Genomic DNA, 18,300 nt, shown 5'->3' with positions numbered 1-18,300 from the left:
AGGACCCCGGAAACCGCAAGCCGCCGCCCACATGTCCCTTCATCTTTACCTACAATGTCAAAGAGCCGACAAAAATACCGACACTCGCATAACCCCTCCCGTAGAAGAAGCTTGCAGCATCTGGTTTTTTGCGACCGCTGCAACCAGACCGTAAGGCCGTTCGCTGCGGTGACACCCCTCTAGGCGGGGTTCCGATTCGCGTCAAACACAATCTTTCACATTTGTGGCAATTTTCTCGGATTGGCGCGTTTAGGACGCCCCACACCCCTTCCAAGCCGCTGATCACAACACGTTTGACGATCGCGTCCAGCGCCTTTGCCGCTGCACGTCACGTCCGACGCCTTGGCTCGATCGTCTCTACGTCATCGCCTTAAGCGATTGTGAAGGCCATTACCGCTACATGCCCGATACGATGGACACCGTGAGCCCCGCACCTGTTGCAGCCACCCCTGTTCCCGGCGAACCGAGTTCGCTCGCCGGACAGGTGCGCAGTGCGTTGATCTGGCGGTCGGGGAGCCAGATCGTTGCGCAGCTCGTGCAATGGAGCGCCACGTTCCTCGTCATCCGTATCCTGGCGCCATCGGATTACGGCCTGTTCGCGATGTGCCAGGTCATCCTGACCTTCATGGGGATGCTCAATGGCTATGGCCTCGCCAGCGGATTGATCCAGCAGAAGACTATTACAGAGCGCGAAGTTCGCCAGCTGTTCGGCATGCTGATCCTGCTCAATGTCACGCTGGCGATCATACAGGTATCGTTGGCGCCGCTTGCGTCGGCCTATTACCGGCAGCCGATCGTCGGCGAGATGCTCCGGGTACAGGCGTTGCTATACCTGACGACGCCCTTCATCGCGTTGCCGTACGCGCTGCTCTCCAGGTCGATGGACTTTCGCCACCAGGCGAAGGCGAACATCACTGCGTCGATCGCCTCAGCCAGCGTTGCTTTGGGCGGCGCATTATATGGCCTTGGCGTCTGGACGCTCGTAATCGCGCCGATCGTGCTGTTCAGCGTGCGCGGGGCGATGATGACGTGGAGCGCGCGGTCGCTGGTGTGGCCAAGTTTCGACTTTCGCGGCGCGGGCACGATCGCGCGCTATGGCGGCGTGATGGCGGCGGGGCAGCTGTTCTGGTTCCTGCAGAGCGAGACCGACGTGTTCATCGCCGGGCGCAGCTTCTCCGCGCATACGCTCGGGATCTACACGACGAGCCTGTTCCTGACGCAGATCTTCGTCTCGAAGTTCGTGCCGCCGCTCAACGAGGTCGCCTTCTCCGCCTATGCGCGGATGCAGGCCGATCCCGATGCGATCGGACGCGCGTTCGTGAAAGGCGTTCGGATGGTGATGATCGTCGCGATGCCGTTCTACATGGGGCTGGCCGCGACCGCCGAGCCGCTGGTGCTGACCGTGCTCGGCGACAAATGGCGCGAGACGGCGCCGATCGTCCACCTGCTCGCGCTGGCGATGCCGTTCATGACGTTGCAGGTGCTGTTCACGCCCGCGTCCGATGCGCGCGGCCGTCCGGGGATCGGCGTCCAGAACGGCGCTGTCGGTGCGCTGATTTTGACCACAGCATTCCTGGTCGGCGTGCAATGGGGCCCGACCGGCATGGGTGTCGCATGGATCACGGCCTATCCGCTCTATCTGGCGATCAGCGCCTGGCGGACACTGCCGGTGATCGGCGTTCGGGCGCGGGACGTGGCGCGCGCGGTCGCATCGCCGGCACTGGCGGCGATCGCGATGGCGCTGATCGTCGGGCTGGTGGATCGAGCGTTGCCACCGCTCGACGCGCATTGGCGGCTGGTTGTGCTCGTGGCGATCGGCGCCGCGGTCTATGCTGCGTGGATGCTGGTCTTTGCGCGGGCGACTGTGCGCGAACTGATCGCGGTCGCGCGGAAGCAGCCGGTCGCCGCCTAACCCAGCCCCATCAGCCTAGGCGGACTGGATATACTCGCGCATCGCCGCGGCATCGGCCTCGATCCTGTCGATCCGGTATTTGACGAGATCGCCGATCGAGACGAACCCGACCAGCGTTTCGCCGTCGATCACCGGCAGGTGGCGGATGCGACGCTGGGTCATCAGCGACAGCGCGCCGATCGCCGACTCGCCGGGCCCGATCGACTTCACCGCGGTGGTCATCACGTCGCCGATCCGCCGTTCGAGCGCCGCTGCGCCATCCGATTGCAGGCAGTGGATGACGTCGCGTTCGGAGAAAATGCCGACGACCTTGCCGCCATCCAGCACCGGCGCCGCACCGATCCGCTTCTCAGCGAGCAGGGTCACCGCCTGGGCCACGGTAGAATCGGGGGTCAGCGACTGTATGTCGCCCTTGTCCTTCAGGATCGCCGCGATCGTCATCTTCGCCTCTCCTCAACTGCGTCTGTTGCGCTTGGCTTGAGGAAACCATGTTTGCGCGGCAATGTGAAGCGATGACCGATCGACTGCCTGAACCGCCGGCCGGGTTGGACGACCCGCATTACGCTGCGTTCGCATGGGCACGGTTTCGCAAGATCATGGCGTGGATGGTGCTGGCAGCCGCAATATGCGTCGCGGCGATCATCGTGGCGATGGCGCATCTGCAAGGGCCGCTGCATCTGGTGACGATGCTCGCGGTGATGGGCGGGGTCGGCGGATCGGTGATGATGGCCGGACTGTTGATGGGGCTCGCATTCCTCAGTTCGGGAAGCGGGCATGATGAAGATGTGACGCGGCTCGATTGAGCGGGCGGCGCTGATATAGTCGGGAGATATAAGGGGGCATGAAAAAGGCCGGTGTCGCGTGAAGCGGCACCGGCCTTTTCAGGTCTTGGCGTGATCCCGGAGAAGTCCGGGATGGCGGCTTCAGCCTGCGACCTCGTCCGGTACCGCACGAACGCGGCGACGGCGGGGCTTTTCTTCGGGCGCAACATCTGCGGCGGGGGCGTCCGTCGCCGGTGCTGGCGCTGGTGCCGGCGTTATTGCCGAGATGCCGAGCGATGGCGGCAGGCGATCCGCGTCGAATGCGGTCGGTGCTGCGTCGTCCTGCACGACAGGTGCGTCGAGGCTGCGATCGCGGCGCGGGCGACCGCGACGGCGGGGCTGCTCCTCGGTCGCTGCGACGGGCGCGACGGTCTCGACCGGCTGAGCCGCCTGCTCGGGGGCTTCGGTTACCGAGCGGACCGCATCGGCTTCGGAGTCCTGGTTGGCGTTGGCGACCGGTGCGCTCACGCGGGGCGTGCGGCGGATCGTCTCGCGCTGCGGCGCATCGCGGTAATCGCTGCGGGGCTCGCGGACCTGCTCGTCGCGCGACTGGGTCTCGCGCGACTGGGCCTCACGGGCCTGATCCTGCTCTTCGCCGTTGCGGTCGTCGCGGGGCTGAGCATCACGCGGCTGGGCGTTGCGCTGGTTGCGCGGGTTGTCGCCACGGACGCGATCTTCGCGCTGGCCTTCGTTACGGGGGCCGTCGTTACGCTGCCCCTCATTACGCTGACCCTCGTAGCGGTTGTTCTCGTACCGCGGGCGCTCTTCGCGCTGCGGACGATCGTCACGCTGAGGGCGGTCCTCGCGGTTCTGGTTATCGCGAGCCTGGCCCTCACGATTCTGACGGGGCGCGTTCTGGTACTGGCCATTCTGCTGGCCGCCATTCTGCTCGCCACGAGCCTGCTCAGGCGTACCCTGCTGCTCACCGGAGCGGATCGGTTCGCCCTCGTCGCCGTAATCGTCGTCGCCGTCGAGATCGAACGGCTGCTGGCGGCGTGGCTGCTGCTGTGCCTGCGGCTGGCTCTCTTCGAAGCGGGCGCGGGTTTCGCTCAGGACGCGGAAATAATGATCTGCGAACTGGAGGTAATATTCGATGTTGACGCGGTCGCCCTGCTGCTGCGCGTCGCGCGCGAGGTTCTTGTACTTCTCGTACAGCTGGCTCGCGTTGCCGCGCGCGCGGCTGTCGATGCGGTTGCCGGTATCGCGACCACCCTGGCCGCCACCGCCGCCACCCTGGCGTTGACCGCCACCACTACCGCCGCCGCCATTATTATTGTTGCCACGACCGCGACGGCGGCCGGCTTGCCGGTTGTTGATCAAGCTTGTGTCCTCAGTCGTCGAACCAAAATCTGGTCGTGCTCCGAAATGCGGTGCAAACCCCCGTCGCGCACCGACGATCTACACGAGATCGGTACGTCGAACTTGCCAGGGCCGCCGGACTGCAGCAACCTCAAAGCGAAGGATGCGGGTCAACGCTCAAAACCGACCATGATGTCGAGATTGCGTGCCCCTGCCCGCGTGATAGCGTCCGCAAGGGACCTACTACAAGCGAAATGTGAGGTTTAGCGCCATATTGTTCAAGTCGCGGGGCCGTGGGTCGCCGCTAGCGCGCGCGCGTTGCCGCCATAATCGTGGTGGAGCGCGACGTGCAGACCCTGCGCCTCGAGCAGCGCCGTGACGGGGGGAGCCTGCGTCGAACCGATCTCGATCACCGCCGCGCCACCGGGGGCGATCAGGGCGGGAAGTTGTTCGGCGAGGATGCGGTAGTCGTCCAGCCCGTCGCTGCCGGCGAACAGTGCCGCGTGGGGTTCGTGGTCATGGACTTCGGGCGGGAGTTGCTCGTCGGTGGCGATGTAGGGCGGGTTGGCGAGGATCAGGTCGAACTGGCCGACGATCGCGCTGGCCCAGCTGCCGCGGATGAAGTGGGCTCGGTCGGCCATGCCGAGGGTTGCGGCGTTGGCGCGGGCGTAGGCGAGCGCTTGCGGGGAATAGTCTACGCCGAGGCCTACTGCGGGCCATTCGTCGAGCGCGGCGAGGAGCAATGTGCCGGGGCCGGTGCCGAGGTCGAGTATTGTTGCGGGGGCGCCGCCGGCGAAGTGCGCTTGGGCGGCGATCAGGAGCGTTTCGCTGTCGGCGCGGGGGACGAGCGCGCCGGGGCCTACGGCGAGGTCGATCGACCAGAAGCCGCGGGTGCCGGTGATGTAGGCAATCGGCTCGTGATTGAGCCGGCGTTCGACGAGCGCGGGGAACGTGTCTGGGACGGTGTAGCGATCCGGGTCGAGGAGGATCGCGTTGCGCTCGACGCCGAGCGCGTGCGCCATCAGGAGTTCCGCGTCGAGGCGTGGAGTGGCGGAGAAGCCGAACTGCGCGGCGGCGGTGGCGAGTGCTGCACTTACTGCTCCCCTGCCGCTTGCGGGAGGGGTCGGGGGAGGGGCTGTCACCGAGCGATGCCCTTAGCAAGAAGCCCCTCCCCTAACCCCTCCCGCAAGCGGGAGGGGAATGCCGTTGCGGCTGGGGAAAGCTCAGCCATCAAGCTGCGCCAGGCGGTCCGCTTCGTCCTGTGCGACCAGTGCGCCGATCAGTTCGTCCATCTCGCCCGCGACGATCTCGGGCAGGCGGTGGAGCGTCAGGTTGATGCGGTGATCGGTCACGCGGCCTTGCGGGAAATTATACGTGCGGATGCGTTCAGACCGGTCACCCGAGCCGACCATCGACTTCCGCGCGCCTGCCCGCTCGGCATGCAGTCGGTCGCGCTCCGCCTCGTACAGCCGCGTCCTGAGCACGCGCAAAGCCTTGGCCTTGTTCTTGTGCTGCGACTTCTCGTCCTGCTGGATCACCGTCAGCCCGGTCGGGATGTGCACGATCCGCACCGCGGAGTCGGTCGTGTTGACCGACTGCCCGCCCGGCCCCGACGAGCGATAGACGTCGATGCGCAGATCCTTGTCGTCGATCTTGACGTCGACCTCCTCCGCCTCGGGCAGCACCGCGACGGTCGCCGCCGAGGTGTGGATCCGGCCGCCGGCCTCGGTGGTGGGCACGCGCTGGACGCGGTGCACGCCGCTCTCGAACTTGAGCTTGGCGAACACGCCCTGCCCGGTGACGCTGGCGACGACTTCCTTGAAGCCGCCCGCGTCGGACGACGATCCGGAGATCATCTCGACCCGCCAGCCCTGCGATTCGGCATAGCGCTGGTACATGCGGAACAGGTCGCCCGCGAACAGTGCCGCCTCGTCGCCACCGGTGCCGGCGCGGACCTCGAGCATCGCCGAGCGCTCGTCGGCGGAATCGCGCGGCAACAGCGCGAGCGCGAGCTTGCGGTCGGCGGTTTCGAGCAGCGTGCGGTTCTCGTGCAGCTCGTCCGACGCCATCGCGCGCAATTCGTCGTCGGCATCCTCGGCCATGAACGCGAGGCTTTCGGCCTCCTGCCGCAGCCGGCGCACCTCTGTGGCGGCTTGGGCGACGGGTTCGAGCTCGGCATATTCCTTCGATACCGCGACGAAGCGGTCAGAGGGGAGATCGCCGGTCGACATCAGCGCTTGCAGTTCGTCACGCCGCGCCTCGATCGCGCGGATGCGGTCGGGGGAGATCTGGGTCATTCGCCAGGCACGCTCAACGTTATCTGCCCGCCATTCGTGGTGACGGTCCTCCATTCTTCGGACGCCACACCAAACTGGCTCCGCATCATGGTTTTAAGTGCTCCATAAAGCCGGCCACGGGTATTGTATCGGTCTTGAATCCGCCGCTTAACTTTCAAAGTTAACCCGTCGTCCCACCCGCCGCCAAAAGCCAAAAGATAGTCGACCGACGTTCTTGCAGCCTTGTCATAACGCTTACGAATGGGACCGTCCGCAAATAACATAACGGGCATCTCTTGACCCCGCAGTCGCCTTTGCATCTGACGAGCAAATTTAAGTGCCCTAGGATCCTCGGTTTCAACAATGATTGCGGCTGATCGGATTGGCTTACCCAAATCGTTTAATAGCATAGCCAACCGTTCGACCCCGGCGGCCCAGCCAACGCCAGCCGTCTCAGGCCCACCAAGTGAACCGATCAGTCCGTCGTAGCGGCCGCCGGCCAACACCGTTCCTTGCGAACCAAGACGATCGGTCACAAACTCAAACGCTGTATGTCGATAATAATCGAGCCCCCGCACTAACCGTGCATTACGCTCGAACTTCACATCCGCAGCAGTTAGGCCTGCTTTCACTTCCTCGAAGAACGCGCGCGCCTCCGGCGTCAGATACGCGTCGATATCGGGCGCGCTATCGGCGATCGGGCGGTCGCGCGGGTCCTTCGAGTCGAGGATCCGCATCGGGTTCTTCTCAAGCCGCGTCAGGCTGTCCTCCGACAGTTCACCGCGATGCGCCTCGAAATGCGCGACCAGCGCCTCGCGCCACGCATCGCGCGTCGCGGCGTCGCCCAGCGTGTTGAGCTGCAACGTCACGCCCTCGGAAATCCCGAGTTCGCGCAGCAGCTGATCCGCGAGCACGAGCAGCTCGACGTCCGCCGCTGGTTCAGCCGCCCCGATGACCTCGGCGTCGATCTGGTGGAACTGCCGGAAGCGGCCCTTTTGCGGGCGCTCGTAGCGGAACACGGGCCCGCTGGTGGTGAGCTTGAGCGGCGCGAACTGCTGCCAGCCTTCGGTTAGATAGGCGCGCGCAATGCCGGCGGTGAACTCGGGGCGGAGCGTCAGCGAGTCCCCGCCGCGATCCTCGAACGTGTACATCTCCTTCGACACGACGTCGGTCGTCTCGCCGAGCGAGCGCGCGAACACCGCCGTCGACTCGAACACCGGGATATCGACGCGCTGGAAGCAATACAGCGCCCGCACCCGTTCGAACGTGGCAAGGACGTGCGCGAACCGGCGCTGCTCGTCGCCGAAAATGTCCTGGGTGCCACGGATGCGGCGCGGGGTTTCTGTCTTAGCCATGATGCGCGCGTATCTAGGCGACGTGCCTGCGAAGCGCTAGCGCTGTGGCATGAACGACAAACCCAGATATTGGGGCCTCGGCCAACGCGTTGCCCCGCCGCGCTTCATCCTGTTCGTGCTGGTCTTCGCGATCGGGCTGGCCACGCTGATCCCGCGGTTCGGGCTCGGACGGGGCACGATGGCCGCGTTCGACGTCGCCGCGGTCGTGTTCCTGATCGCGGTGTCGACCTTGTTCCGCAACGCCACCGCTGCCCGGATGCGCCGCGCGGCGGAAGAGAACGACGCCAACCGCGCGGTGCTGCTGGGGTTCAGCGGCACGATCATGCTGGTCATCCTGGTCGCGGTGGCGAAGGAATTGCAGGGCAAGAACGACGCGATCGGCATCGCGCTGACGATCACGACGCTGGCGCTCGCGTGGCTGTTCTCGAACATGATCTACACGCTGCATTATGCGCATCTGTTCTATGTCGATGATCCCGACGGGAAGGATGCCAAGGGCCTCGACTTTCCGAGCTGCGACGAGCCCGATTACTGGGACTTTGCCTATTTCGCGTTCACGCTGGGGATGACGTTCCAGACGTCGGACGTGCAGATCACCTCGCGGCGGGTGCGGAAAGCCGCGCTTGGCCAGTGCATGGCGGCTTTCGTGTTCAACATCGGCGTGCTGGCGTTCACGATCAACGTGCTCGGAAGTGCTGGCTGAGAATACCGGGTAAAGGACTGGACGGCTGCCCTTTATCGCGATTACACCTCGGGTCATCGTCTCTCAGCCGGAAGGCCATTCCTTGATCCGCAAGCTTCTCGTCGCGTCCCTGCTCGCATCCGCCGCCCCTGCGTTTGCGCAGGTCCCCGCCGGCAACACCGCACCACAGCCGGTGCCGTTCGTCGACACGATCCCCGACGCGGTCGACACGCCGTATCCGGGCACGCTCCTCCTCGACGTCGATGCGACCGATACCGAGCGCGGCATCTTTCGCGTGAAGCAGACCATCCCGGTCGCCAAGTCCGGCCCGATGGCATTGCTCTACCCCAAGTGGCTGCCCGGCGCGCATTCCCCGCGCGGCGAGATCGAGAAGCTCGCGGGCCTCGTGATCCGCGCCAACGGCAAGATCGTCCCCTGGACGCGCGATCCGGTCGATGTCTTCGCGTTCCACATTGACGTGCCGACCGGCGCGAAGTCGGTGGTGGCCGAGTTCCAGTTCATCTCCGCGACCAAGGGCGACCAGGGCCGTATCGTCATGACGCCGACGATGATCAGCCTCCAGCCGAACCTCGTCAGCCTGTACCCCGCCGGCTATTTCACGCGCCAAATCCCGATCAAGATGACCGTCACCTACCCGACCGGCTGGACCGCGGCGGGTGCGGTGCCGGCCAAGGTCTCGGGCTCGACCTACAGCTACGACACGACCAACTACGAGATCCTGGTCGATTCGCCGACGCTCGCGGGCAAGTACGGCAAGGTCTGGCCGCTCTCCCCGCGCGTCGACCTGAACGTGTTCGCCGACAGCCCCGACCAGCTCGCTGCCAAGCCCGAGCAGATCGATGCACACAAACGGCTCGTCGACCAGGCGGTGAAGACCTTCGGCGCGCAGCATTACGATCATTACGAGTTCCTGCTGTCGATCACCGATCAGCTCGGCGGGATCGGGCTGGAGCATCATCGCAGCTCCGAGAACGGCGTCCGTCCCGGCTATTTCACCGAATGGGAAACCGGCGCCGCCGCGCGGAACCTGTTGCCGCACGAATACACGCATAGCTGGGACGGCAAGTTCCGCCGCGGCGCCGATCTGTGGACGCCCGATTTCCGCACGCCGATGCGCGATTCGCTGCTCTGGGTGTATGAGGGCCAGACGCAGTTCTGGGGCTATGTGCTCCAGGCGCGCTCGGGTCTGGTCAGCAAGCAGGACACGCTCGACGGTTACGCCTCGATCCTCGGCAATTACGATACCGCGCCGGGCCGCCAGTGGCGCCCGCTGATCGACACCACGAACGATCCCGTGATCTCCGCGCGGAAACCGAAGGGCTGGACCAGCTGGCAGCGCTCGGAGGATTACTACAATGAGGGCTTGATGGTCTGGATGGAGGTCGACGCGATGCTCCGCCAGAAGTCGAACGGCACCAAGTCGATCGACGATTTCGCGCGAGCCTTCTTCGGCGTCCGTGATGGCGATTACGGTGAGCTCACCTACACCTTCGCCGACGTCGCGAAGACGCTCAACGGCATCGTCCCCTATGACTGGGCGACGTTCCTCAACACCCGCCTGACCGAGACTGGCAAGCCAGCCCCGATCAACGGCTTCGCGATGAACGGCTACAAGCTGGTCTACGGCCCCGAGCAGAGCCCGTATCTGAAGCAGGCGGAGAAGAGCCGCGGCACCGATGTCAGCTATTCGCTCGGCATGGTGATCAACAAGGAGGGCGTGGTCACCTCGTCGATCTGGGACAGCCCGGCGTTCAAGGCGGGCCTCGATGTGGGCACGGAAATCGAGGCGGTGAACAGCGAGGCCTATTCGTCGGACCGGATCAAGGTGGCGATCCTGGCCGCGAAGGGCACAAAGGTGCCGATCCGTCTTACTGTGAAAAACAACGACCGATTCCGCGACATCTTGCTCGATTACCATGACGGCCCGCGCTATCCGCGGCTACAGAAGGTGGGTACAGGTGACGGCGGACTGGACAAGCTGCTGACGCCGCGCTGACCAGAGACTAAACTAACGTGGTGCCGGCCGCTCCCCAGACGAGGAGCGCCGGCATCGTCATATCGAAAGGACCGCCATGCGTATCGACCTCATCCCGACCGGCAAGAACCCGCCCGAGGATCTGAACGTCATCATCGAAGTGCCGACCGGCGGCGAGCCCGTGAAGTACGAGTTCGACAAGGCATCGGGCGCGTTGTTCGTCGATCGCATCCTGCACACGCCGATGCGTTATCCCGCGAACTACGGCTTCGTGCCGCACACGCTGAGCCCCGATGGCGATCCGCTCGACGCACTGGTGATCGCGCGCTCGCCGTTCATTCCGGGCTGCGTCGTTCGCGCGCGGCCGATCGCGGTGCTGAATTTGGAAGACGAAGCCGGCGGCGACGAGAAGCTCGTCTGCGTGCCGGTCGACGCGGTGTTCCCGTATTACGCCAATATCGGCGAGCGCGGCGACATGCCCGAGATCGTGTTCGAGCAGATCGAGCACTTCTTCACCCACTACAAGGACCTCGAGAAGACGAAGTGGGTCCGCGTTGGCAAGTGGGGCGACGCCGAAGAAGCCAAGCGCGTCACGATCGAGGCGATCGAGCGCTACAACGCCGAGAAGGCCAAGGGCGAAGAGCCGATGAACGCGGACGACACCGCAGGACGCTGATAGCATGACCACGGCGTCTCGTCCGTTCGACGGCATCCGCGTCCGCGCGGCGCAGATCGGACTGTACGAGACGCCGATCCTGCATGGACGGCTGGCCGATGCCGCCGCCCTGACCGCGGCATTGCGCACCGCGATCCTTGATCGCTACGCCGCCTCGCCGAGCTTGGCTCGATCGAATGTCGGGGGCTGGCATTCCGCTACCGACATGCTCGACTGGGGCGGCCCGGCGGCGGTCGCGCTCGCCGATACCGCGGTGAAGATGGCGAAGCGCGCCTCGCATTTCGATGGGTGCGATGCGGCGACGGTCGAGTGGACCGTCAAGATGTGGGCGAACGTGTCGCCGCCCGGCGCGCTCAACATGAGCCACGCGCATCCCGGGGTGCTGTGGGCCGCAGTCTATTACGTCGACATGGGCGTAGCACCGGCGTCCGGTGAGGCAGGCGGCGAACTGTTCTTCGAGGACCCGCGCTTTCCGGTGCCGTTCATGCGGCTGCCTGGGTTTCGCCTCGTCGGGATCGACGGCCAGCCGCAACCGGTCGAGCGCCGCCTGCCGACCGAGGCGGGCGACCTGATCCTGTTCCCCGCCTGGCTCCGCCACGGCGTCCGCCCGCACTTGGGAACAGGCGACCGCATCTCGATCGCGATGAACATCGACGTGAAGGGCTAGGACCCCCGTTGGCGACGCCTAGTCTTCGCCCCTCCCTGGAAGGGAGGGGTCGGGGGTGGGTTCGCTTCCGCATTCTCGACCGTGGTGAGTGAGCGGCCAAAACCGGCCAACCCACCCCCAGCCCCTCCCTTTCAGGGAGGGGGGCCAGACAGCGCTCCGACCTACCGTCCCGCCAACCTGACCAGCGCATCCCCCGACATCCGCTGGATCGTCCAGTCCTCCATCCCGACCGCGCCGACCTTCCGATAAAACGCGATCGCATCGGCATTCCAGTCGAGCACCGACCATTCGAACCGCGCGCAGCCGCGATCGAGCGCCATGCCCGCCAGATGCGCCAGCAACGCCCCACCGACCCCCTGCCCGCGCGCTTCCGGCGTCACGTAGAGATCCTCCAGATACAGGCCGCGCTTGCCGGTCCAGGTCGAGAAATTGTGGAAGAACAGTGCAAACCCGAGCGGGCCTTCCTCAGTCTCCGCGATCAATGCCTCCGCGGCGGGTCGCTCCCCGAACAGCGCCTCCGCCAGCATCGGCTCGGTCGCCTCGACCGCATCCGGTTCGCGCTCGAACGCGGCAAGTTCGCGGACGAAGCGCAGGATCGTGCCGACATCGGCAGCGGTAGCGGAACGGATGATGGTCATGCACTAGCCTCGATAGAAGTTTGCGCGATATCACGCCGCCGCGCCGCATACAGGCACGCGACGACGATGATCGCCGCGCCCGCCAGCGTAAACGCCGATACCCGCTCGCCGAACACCAGGAAACCCAAGCCGGCGGCATAGACGAACGACGTATATTCGGTAGTCGCGAGGAACCCGGTATCGCCGTGCGCGTAGGCCCAGCCGAGCAGCCACAGCGACGCGGTCGCGAGCCCGGCGGCAAGTATGAGCTTGGGCCATTGCGCCGCTTCGGGCACCACTACCAGCCAAGGCGCGGCGAGCGCTAGCGTTGCGGTAATGACGAGCGCCTGGAAGAACGCGATCTCCCCAGGCCGTGCCGCCTGGCTCTGCAGCCGTGCGATCACGAGGTTGACCGCATACAGCACTGCCGAGCCGAGGATCGCCAGCGTACCATGGAAGGTCTCGGGGCCCGGCACCTCGCGTCCCTGCCCGATCATCACCACCAGCACGCCACCCAGCGCGGCGATCGAGGCGACGAACGTCTTCCACCCGACGCGCTCGCCCAGCGTAACCGCCGCGAGCAGCAGCGCGAGAATTGGCGCGATGTAGGTCAGCGAAATCGCCTGCGCCATTGGCACGCGCGCGAGCCCCCAGAAGAACAGCACCGCCATCGCCGTCGTCACCAACCCGCGCGCCAGATGCAGCTTCAACGCGCGCCCACTCGGCCGGCCGCTCTTTCCAAGCTTCCACGCGACCGCGCCAAGCCCGACACTGATCATCTGCCGCCAAAGCAATGCGTTATAGACGCCGATCGCCAGGACGAGCGACTTCATCACCGCATCCATCATGGAGAACAGTCCGATGCCCAGCGCGGCGATTGCGAAGGCCAATGCTGGGGAAACGACGCGGTTCGTCACCGGACTAGACCGCATCGTGAACGGTCAATGTTCGGATCATCCTCATGCGGTCCGCTTAACCCGCATCCTATCGTGACGCCATCGCCGGTACTGGAATTGCCGTTGCGGACGTCGAGGGTTTGATAAAGCGGTGTCCAAGGTGCTGTTCCCCCGCGAACGCGGGGGTCCAGGACTACGAACGCTATCGCCGGTAACCCTGGACTCCCGCTTTCGCGGGAGAACGGCAGGAGGATGCGCGCGTCACGCCATCATCCTCACAGAAGTCAGTGTTAGTGAAAGGAGTGCGTAAGCAGCTGACCGCTGAGACCTATTCCGCCGCCATCTCCGGTACCAAGGCCGCGATAGCCGCATCCGCCGCGTCGATCTCGGCGGCCTTCGCCTCGACCAGCCGGACGATGTGGTCGACCATGTCGGCGTCCTGGACGTGGTGGTCGGTAACGCCCGACAGATACACCATGTGCTTACCGTTGCCGCCGCCGGTGATGCCGATGTCGGTCTCGCGCGCTTCGCCCGGCCCGTTCACGACGCAGCCGAGCACAGACAAAGACATCGGCGTGCGGATATGCTGCAACCGTTCCTCCAGCGCCTGCACCGTACGGATCACGTCGAACCCTTGCCGGGCGCACGACGGGCACGACACGACGCGGACGCCGCGGTTGCGGATGCCGAGCGCTTTCAGGATCTCGAAGCCGACGCGGACTTCCTCCTCCGGTTCGGCCGAAAGCGAGACGCGGATCGTGTCACCGATCCCGTACCAGAGCAGGCTGCCCATCCCGATCGCCGACTTGACCGTGCCGCCGACGAACCCGCCCGCCTCGGTGATGCCGAGATGCAGCGGGCAATCGACCTGTTCGGCGAGCTGCTGGTACGCCGCCACCGCGAGGAACAGGTCGGACGCCTTCACCGCGACCTTGAACGCGTGAAAGTCGTGGTCCTGCAACAGCTTGATGTGATCCATCGCCGACTCGACCAGCGCATCGGGGCAAGGCTCGCCGTATTTCTCGAGCAGATGCCGCTCGAGCGAGCCGCCATTGACGCCGATCCGGATCGCGCAGCCGTTCGACTTGGCCGCATCGACGACCTCCTTCACGCGCGATGCCGAGCCGATGTTGCCCGGGTTGATCCGCAGGCACGCCGCGCCCGCATCGGCGGCTTCGAGCGCGCGCTTGTAGTGGAAATGGATGTCCGCGACGATCGGCACGCGGCTCGCGCGGACGATCTGCTTCAGCGCGGCGGTCGATTCGACGTCGGGGCAGCTCACGCGGATGATGTCGACGCCCGCGTCTTCGCAGCGCCGGATCTGGTCGACCGTCGCGCGCACGTCGTCGGTCGGCGTGTTGGTCATCGTCTGCACGGTGACCGGCGCGTCGCCACCGACGGGGACGTTGCCGACCATGATCTGGCGGCTCTTGCGGCGGGTGATATCGCGCCAGGGACGAAGGGACATGGAGATTCCTCGGGAGTTCGAGGGCGTATATAGCGACTTGCGCCGCGGAACGGAACATCGCTGGCCGGAGTCGCGAACGTCGGCCATAGCGGCGCACGGCCTTAGGAGAGAACGCGATGACCCTGTCCCTGTACGATGCGACGATTCCCTCGAACCTCCAGATTCTCCGCGCGGTCGACGCACTGCTCGACAAGGCCGAGGCGTTCGCGGCCGAACGGGGGATCGAACCTGCGGCTCTGATCGACGCGAAGCTCGCGGACGACATGCTGCCGTTCGGCTACCAAGTGAAGGCCTGCGCCAGTCACTCGGTCGGCGGGATCGAAGGCGTCCGCGCCGGCACCTTCGCGCCCGACCGGTCGGCCTGGCCGACCGACTTCGCCGGTCTCCACACCGTGATGCGCGCCGCGATCGCCACCTTGGAAGCGATCGACCGGAACAGTTTCGATGCGCTCGCCGATAACGACACGACCTTCGAGTTCGGCACGTTCGTCATGCCGTTCACCGGCGCGAACTTCCTGCTGTCGTTCTCGCAGCCGAACTTCTATTTCCACGCCAGCACCGCCTACGCGATCCTGCGCGCGCAGGGCGTACCGATCGGCAAGCGCGACTTCATGGGCACGCCGCGCATGAAAGCGTGAACCGGCGCGGGGAACGGCCGGGCCGTCCCGCGCTTGCGGCACCGCCCCCCGCCCCGTAGGGCCGCGCGATGACCCGGCATTACGGCATGGACTGGCTGCGGATCGGCGCGTTCGCGCTGCTGATCCTCTACCATATCGGCATGGTCTTCGTGCCGTGGAACTTCCATGTGAAGTCGCTCCATGTCGAGGACTGGGTGCGGCTGCCGATGCTGGCGAGCAACGCGTGGCGGCTGACGCTGCTGTTCGTCGTCTCGGGCTATGCCAGCCGCGCCCTGCTCGCCCGGTCGAGCGGCACACGCGGATTTTTCGCCAACCGTTGCTACCGCCTGCTCGTGCCGTTGCTGTTCGGCATGGCGGTGATCGTACCGCCGCAACCCTGGGTCGAGCTGGTCACCAAGCACGCCTATGTCGGCAGCTATCTGACGTTCTGGACGCATGATTATTTCCGGTTCGGCAAGCTCGCGGGGCTCGCGCTGCCGACTTGGAACCACCTCTGGTTCGTCGTCTATCTCTGGGTCTACACAGCCGCACTCACACTCGGCCTGATCATCGTCCGCGGCGACTGGCTGCAGCGCGCATTCGACTGGGTCTTCGGGAGCTGGGTAGTCCTCATCCTTCCCGTCGCATGGCTCGTCTTCGTCCACGGCTGGTGGTTCCAGATGGCCGCGGAATCGCAAGCCCTGTTCGGCGACTGGGTCGCGCACGTCACCTATTTCCCTGCCTTCCTGTTCGGCTTCGGCCTCGCCCGCTCCGAGCCCGCGATGGCCGCGATCACCCGCTGGTGGAGGGTCGGCGCGGTCGCCGCGCTGCTCGGCTATCTCTGCATCATCGGCGTCGAGCTTCGCTGGCCCGCAGATGTCGTGACGCCGCGCTGGATCTACCCCGGCTACGGTGTCGCGCACGCGGTCGAGCAATGGGGCGCGATCGTCGCGCTGATCGGGATCGCCGAGCGCCACTGGAACCGCGACCACCGCTGGCGCCGGACACTGACCGAGGCGGTGTTCCCGTTCTACCTGATCCACCAGACGATCATCGTCCTCGTCATGTACGCGCTGCTTCCCGTCGGCCTCCCCGGCTGGGCGGAGTTCGCGTGTCTGCTGGTCGCGACCGTTATCGGCTGCGTCCTGTTCTACCGGGTCGGCCGCGCGATCGCGCCGCTGCGTCCTTTGATCGGCCTGCGCCTGCATCTTCGTCCCACACCTTCCGTCCTCTGAAAGATCTAGCATGACCTGGACCCTCGTCATCCACGGCGGCGCCGGCAAACTCGACAGCGAGATGGTCTCGCCCGAGCAGGACGCGGGCGCGCGAGCCGGCCTGTCGCGTGCGCTCGACATTGGCTCTAAAGCGCTGGCGGAGGGCGGCAGCGCGCTCGACGCGGTCGAGGCCGCTGTGCGCGTGCTGGAGGATGATCCGCACTTCAACTCGGGGCGCGGCGCGGTCTTTACGCATGACGGTACGCTGGAGCTCGACGCGGCGATCATGGATGGACGCACGCGGGCGGCGGGGGCGGTTGCCGCAGCGACCGCGACGCGCAACCCCGTCGGCCTCGCCCGCGCAATCCTCGACGACGGCCGCCACGTGTTTCTTGCCGGCAAGGGGGCGGATGCGTTTTCCCGTGAGCACGCTCTGCCCCAAGCCGATGCAGACTGGTTCGCCACCGACGAACGCCGCCGTCAGTTCGCCGAGTTCCAGGCCGATGGCGGTGGGTTCGACGTCGACATGAAATACGGCACCGTCGGCGCGGTCGCCTGCGACGCGCAGGGCCACGTCGCCGCCGCCACCTCGACCGGGGGGGTCACCGGCAAGCGCTGGGGCCGGATCGGGGATACGCCAGTAATCGGCGCGGGTACCTTCGCCGATGACCGCGCCTGCGCGGTATCCTGCACCGGCTCAGGCGAGTTCTTCCTCCGCGTCGGCGTTGGCCATGAGATCGCCGCGCGGGTGCGGTTTGCCGGCGAGTCGCTGCAGGTCGCGGCCGACGCGGTGCTCGCCGACGTGAAGGCGCTCGGTGGCACGGGCGGGGTGATCGTCACGGGACCGGACGGCGACATGGCGTGGGGCTTCAACACCGTCGGCATGTACCGCGGGACGGCCTCGTCAGCGGGTAGCCGAACCGTCGCGATCTACGCTAACGAGCCGGCATGAAGCGCTATCTCCTCGCCGCGATTGCCTCGCTCGGCCTCGCCTCCCCCGCCACCGCATTCTGGGAGTACGGCCACCAGACCGTTGCGCAAATCGCCTATGCCAACGTCACGCCCAAGACCAAGGCGGCGATCCGCAAGCTGCTCGCGCAACAAGCGCTGCTCGACACGCCCACCTGTCCGGCAGGAACGATCGAGGAAGCCAGCGTCTGGGCGGACTGCATCAAGCCGCTGAAGCTGAACGACGGATCGACGCGCTTCGGTTTCGCGTACAGCTGGCATTACCAGAACGTCGATATCTGCGCGCCATTCGACCTGACGCCCGCGTGCAAGGAAGGCGACTGCGTCTCGTACCAGATCGACCGCGACGTGAAGATGCTCCGCGACAAGTCGACGCTGCCCCGCGACCGCGTCGTCGCGCTCGCGTTCCTGATCCACTTCGTCGGCGATCTCCACCAGCCGCTCCACGCTGGCGACCGTCACGACAAGGGCGGCAACGACGTGAAGGCGGATTACGGGATCTACGGCCCTGCGCGGTTCAACCTGCATTCGATCTGGGACGGGCCGCTCGCCGAGCGCGCAATCTCAACGCCGCCGTCGCTGGTGCGGCGCTATCCGGCGGCCGAGCGGGCGAAGATCGGCGCGGGGACGGTCGTCGACTGGAGCCGGGAGAGCTGGGAGGCCTCGCATAAGGCGTATGCGGCCGCGCTTGGCGGGGATGCGTGCGGTACCGTTCCTGCGCGCGTGAAGATGGACGACGCAACGATCGCTAAGATGGTGCCGGTGTCGCGAGAAGAGGTCCGCCGCGGGGGTATCCGCCTGGCAAAACTGCTCGACAAGGCGCTGGGCTAAAACC

General features: G+C 65.8%; 18 protein-coding genes. 10 read left to right on the top strand and 8 right to left on the bottom strand.

The features are described 5' to 3' along the window. Window positions 1-412 precede the first annotated feature (412 nt). Window positions 413-1,912, top strand: coding sequence for a lipopolysaccharide biosynthesis protein (locus C8J39_RS17370; protein WP_120301599.1), 1,500 nt, complete (start codon window positions 413-415; stop codon window positions 1,910-1,912). A gap of 15 nt (window positions 1,913-1,927) precedes the next feature. Here C8J39_RS17370 and C8J39_RS17365 read toward each other — a convergent pair whose 3' ends face one another. Further along, on the bottom strand, window positions 1,928-2,353 hold the full coding sequence (locus tag C8J39_RS17365) for a CBS domain-containing protein (protein ID WP_120301572.1): 426 nt from the start codon (window positions 2,351-2,353) through the stop codon (window positions 1,928-1,930). A gap of 71 nt (window positions 2,354-2,424) precedes the next feature. Here C8J39_RS17365 and C8J39_RS17360 point away from each other — a divergent pair, with 71 nt between their 5' ends. Then, window positions 2,425-2,715, top strand: coding sequence for a hypothetical protein (locus C8J39_RS17360; RefSeq protein ID WP_243650220.1), 291 nt, complete (start codon window positions 2,425-2,427; stop codon window positions 2,713-2,715). 120 nt (window positions 2,716-2,835) lie between these two features. Here the strand turns inward: C8J39_RS17360 and C8J39_RS17355 are convergent, their stop codons facing one another. From C8J39_RS17355 to hisS, 4 genes are all read right to left on the bottom strand, one after another. Beyond that, complete coding sequence (locus C8J39_RS17355) at window positions 2,836-4,053, bottom strand: DUF4167 domain-containing protein (RefSeq protein ID WP_120301571.1); 1,218 nt, start codon at window positions 4,051-4,053, stop codon at window positions 2,836-2,838. Between the two features lie 257 nt (window positions 4,054-4,310). Then, entirely contained in the window at window positions 4,311-5,174 is an 864-nt protein-coding gene (prmC, locus tag C8J39_RS17350; RefSeq protein WP_120301570.1) for a peptide chain release factor N(5)-glutamine methyltransferase, read from the bottom strand. Between the two features lie 81 nt (window positions 5,175-5,255). Then, window positions 5,256-6,329: a peptide chain release factor 1 gene (prfA, locus tag C8J39_RS17345; protein ID WP_056053173.1), complete on the bottom strand. Its 1,074-nt coding sequence runs from the start codon at window positions 6,327-6,329 to the stop codon at window positions 5,256-5,258. Beyond that, window positions 6,326-7,663 carry a histidine--tRNA ligase gene (hisS, locus tag C8J39_RS17340; RefSeq protein WP_120301569.1) on the bottom strand — a complete coding sequence of 446 codons (1,338 nt, stop codon included), beginning with the start codon at window positions 7,661-7,663 and terminating at the stop codon, window positions 6,326-6,328. Before hisS ends, prfA begins: the two co-directional genes overlap by 4 nt. A 49-nt stretch (window positions 7,664-7,712) precedes the next feature. Here hisS and C8J39_RS17335 point away from each other — a divergent pair, with 49 nt between their 5' ends. From C8J39_RS17335 to C8J39_RS17320, 4 genes are all read left to right on the top strand, one after another. Then, window positions 7,713-8,366 (top strand): DUF1345 domain-containing protein, encoded by a 654-nt coding sequence (locus C8J39_RS17335; RefSeq protein WP_120301568.1) that lies wholly within the window; start codon window positions 7,713-7,715, stop codon window positions 8,364-8,366. 82 nt (window positions 8,367-8,448) lie between these two features. After that, window positions 8,449-10,362 (top strand): M61 family metallopeptidase, encoded by a 1,914-nt coding sequence (locus tag C8J39_RS17330; RefSeq protein WP_120301567.1) that lies wholly within the window; start codon window positions 8,449-8,451, stop codon window positions 10,360-10,362. A 76-nt stretch (window positions 10,363-10,438) separates the two neighbouring features. Continuing rightward, window positions 10,439-11,017 (top strand): inorganic diphosphatase, encoded by a 579-nt coding sequence (ppa, locus tag C8J39_RS17325; protein ID WP_056066165.1) that lies wholly within the window; start codon window positions 10,439-10,441, stop codon window positions 11,015-11,017. A gap of 4 nt (window positions 11,018-11,021) precedes the next feature. Then, window positions 11,022-11,684, top strand: coding sequence for a TIGR02466 family protein (locus C8J39_RS17320; RefSeq protein ID WP_120301566.1), 663 nt, complete (start codon window positions 11,022-11,024; stop codon window positions 11,682-11,684). A gap of 161 nt (window positions 11,685-11,845) precedes the next feature. On the opposite strand, the gene C8J39_RS17315 is transcribed toward C8J39_RS17320, so the two are convergent. The 3 genes from C8J39_RS17315 to ispG all read right to left on the bottom strand — a co-directional run bounded on the left by C8J39_RS17315 (window position 11,846) and on the right by ispG (window position 14,665). Then, a complete protein-coding gene (locus tag C8J39_RS17315) occupies window positions 11,846-12,322 on the bottom strand; it encodes a GNAT family N-acetyltransferase (protein WP_120301565.1) in 477 nt (158 codons plus the stop codon). Beyond that, entirely contained in the window at window positions 12,319-13,191 is an 873-nt protein-coding gene (locus C8J39_RS17310; RefSeq protein ID WP_243650219.1) for a DMT family transporter, read from the bottom strand. Before C8J39_RS17310 ends, C8J39_RS17315 begins: the two co-directional genes overlap by 4 nt. Before the next feature lie 334 nt (window positions 13,192-13,525). Beyond that, window positions 13,526-14,665, bottom strand: a complete 1,140-nt coding sequence (gene ispG, locus C8J39_RS17305) for a flavodoxin-dependent (E)-4-hydroxy-3-methylbut-2-enyl-diphosphate synthase (protein ID WP_120301563.1) — start codon at window positions 14,663-14,665, stop codon at window positions 13,526-13,528. 116 nt (window positions 14,666-14,781) lie between these two features. On the opposite strand from ispG, the gene C8J39_RS17300 reads away from it, so the two are divergent. From C8J39_RS17300 to C8J39_RS17285, 4 genes are all read left to right on the top strand, one after another. Beyond that, window positions 14,782-15,303: a DUF1993 family protein gene (locus tag C8J39_RS17300; protein ID WP_120301562.1), complete on the top strand. Its 522-nt coding sequence runs from the start codon at window positions 14,782-14,784 to the stop codon at window positions 15,301-15,303. Window positions 15,304-15,371: 68 nt separating this feature from the next. After that, window positions 15,372-16,517 (top strand): acyltransferase, encoded by a 1,146-nt coding sequence (locus tag C8J39_RS17295; RefSeq protein ID WP_120301561.1) that lies wholly within the window; start codon window positions 15,372-15,374, stop codon window positions 16,515-16,517. Window positions 16,518-16,527: 10 nt separating this feature from the next. Next, complete coding sequence (locus C8J39_RS17290) at window positions 16,528-17,448, top strand: isoaspartyl peptidase/L-asparaginase family protein (protein ID WP_120301560.1); 921 nt, start codon at window positions 16,528-16,530, stop codon at window positions 17,446-17,448. After that, window positions 17,445-18,296, top strand: coding sequence for a S1/P1 nuclease (locus tag C8J39_RS17285; protein WP_120301559.1), 852 nt, complete (start codon window positions 17,445-17,447; stop codon window positions 18,294-18,296). Before C8J39_RS17290 ends, C8J39_RS17285 begins: the two co-directional genes overlap by 4 nt. The last annotated feature ends 4 nt before the right edge of the window (window positions 18,297-18,300 follow it).

The sequence above is a fragment of the Sphingomonas sp. PP-CC-1A-547 genome (assembly GCF_003610375.1).
Lineage (GTDB): Bacteria > Pseudomonadota > Alphaproteobacteria > Sphingomonadales > Sphingomonadaceae > Sphingomonas.
Note: the sequence above shows the minus strand (reverse complement) of the source record. Positions and strands in the feature narration are given on the sequence as shown.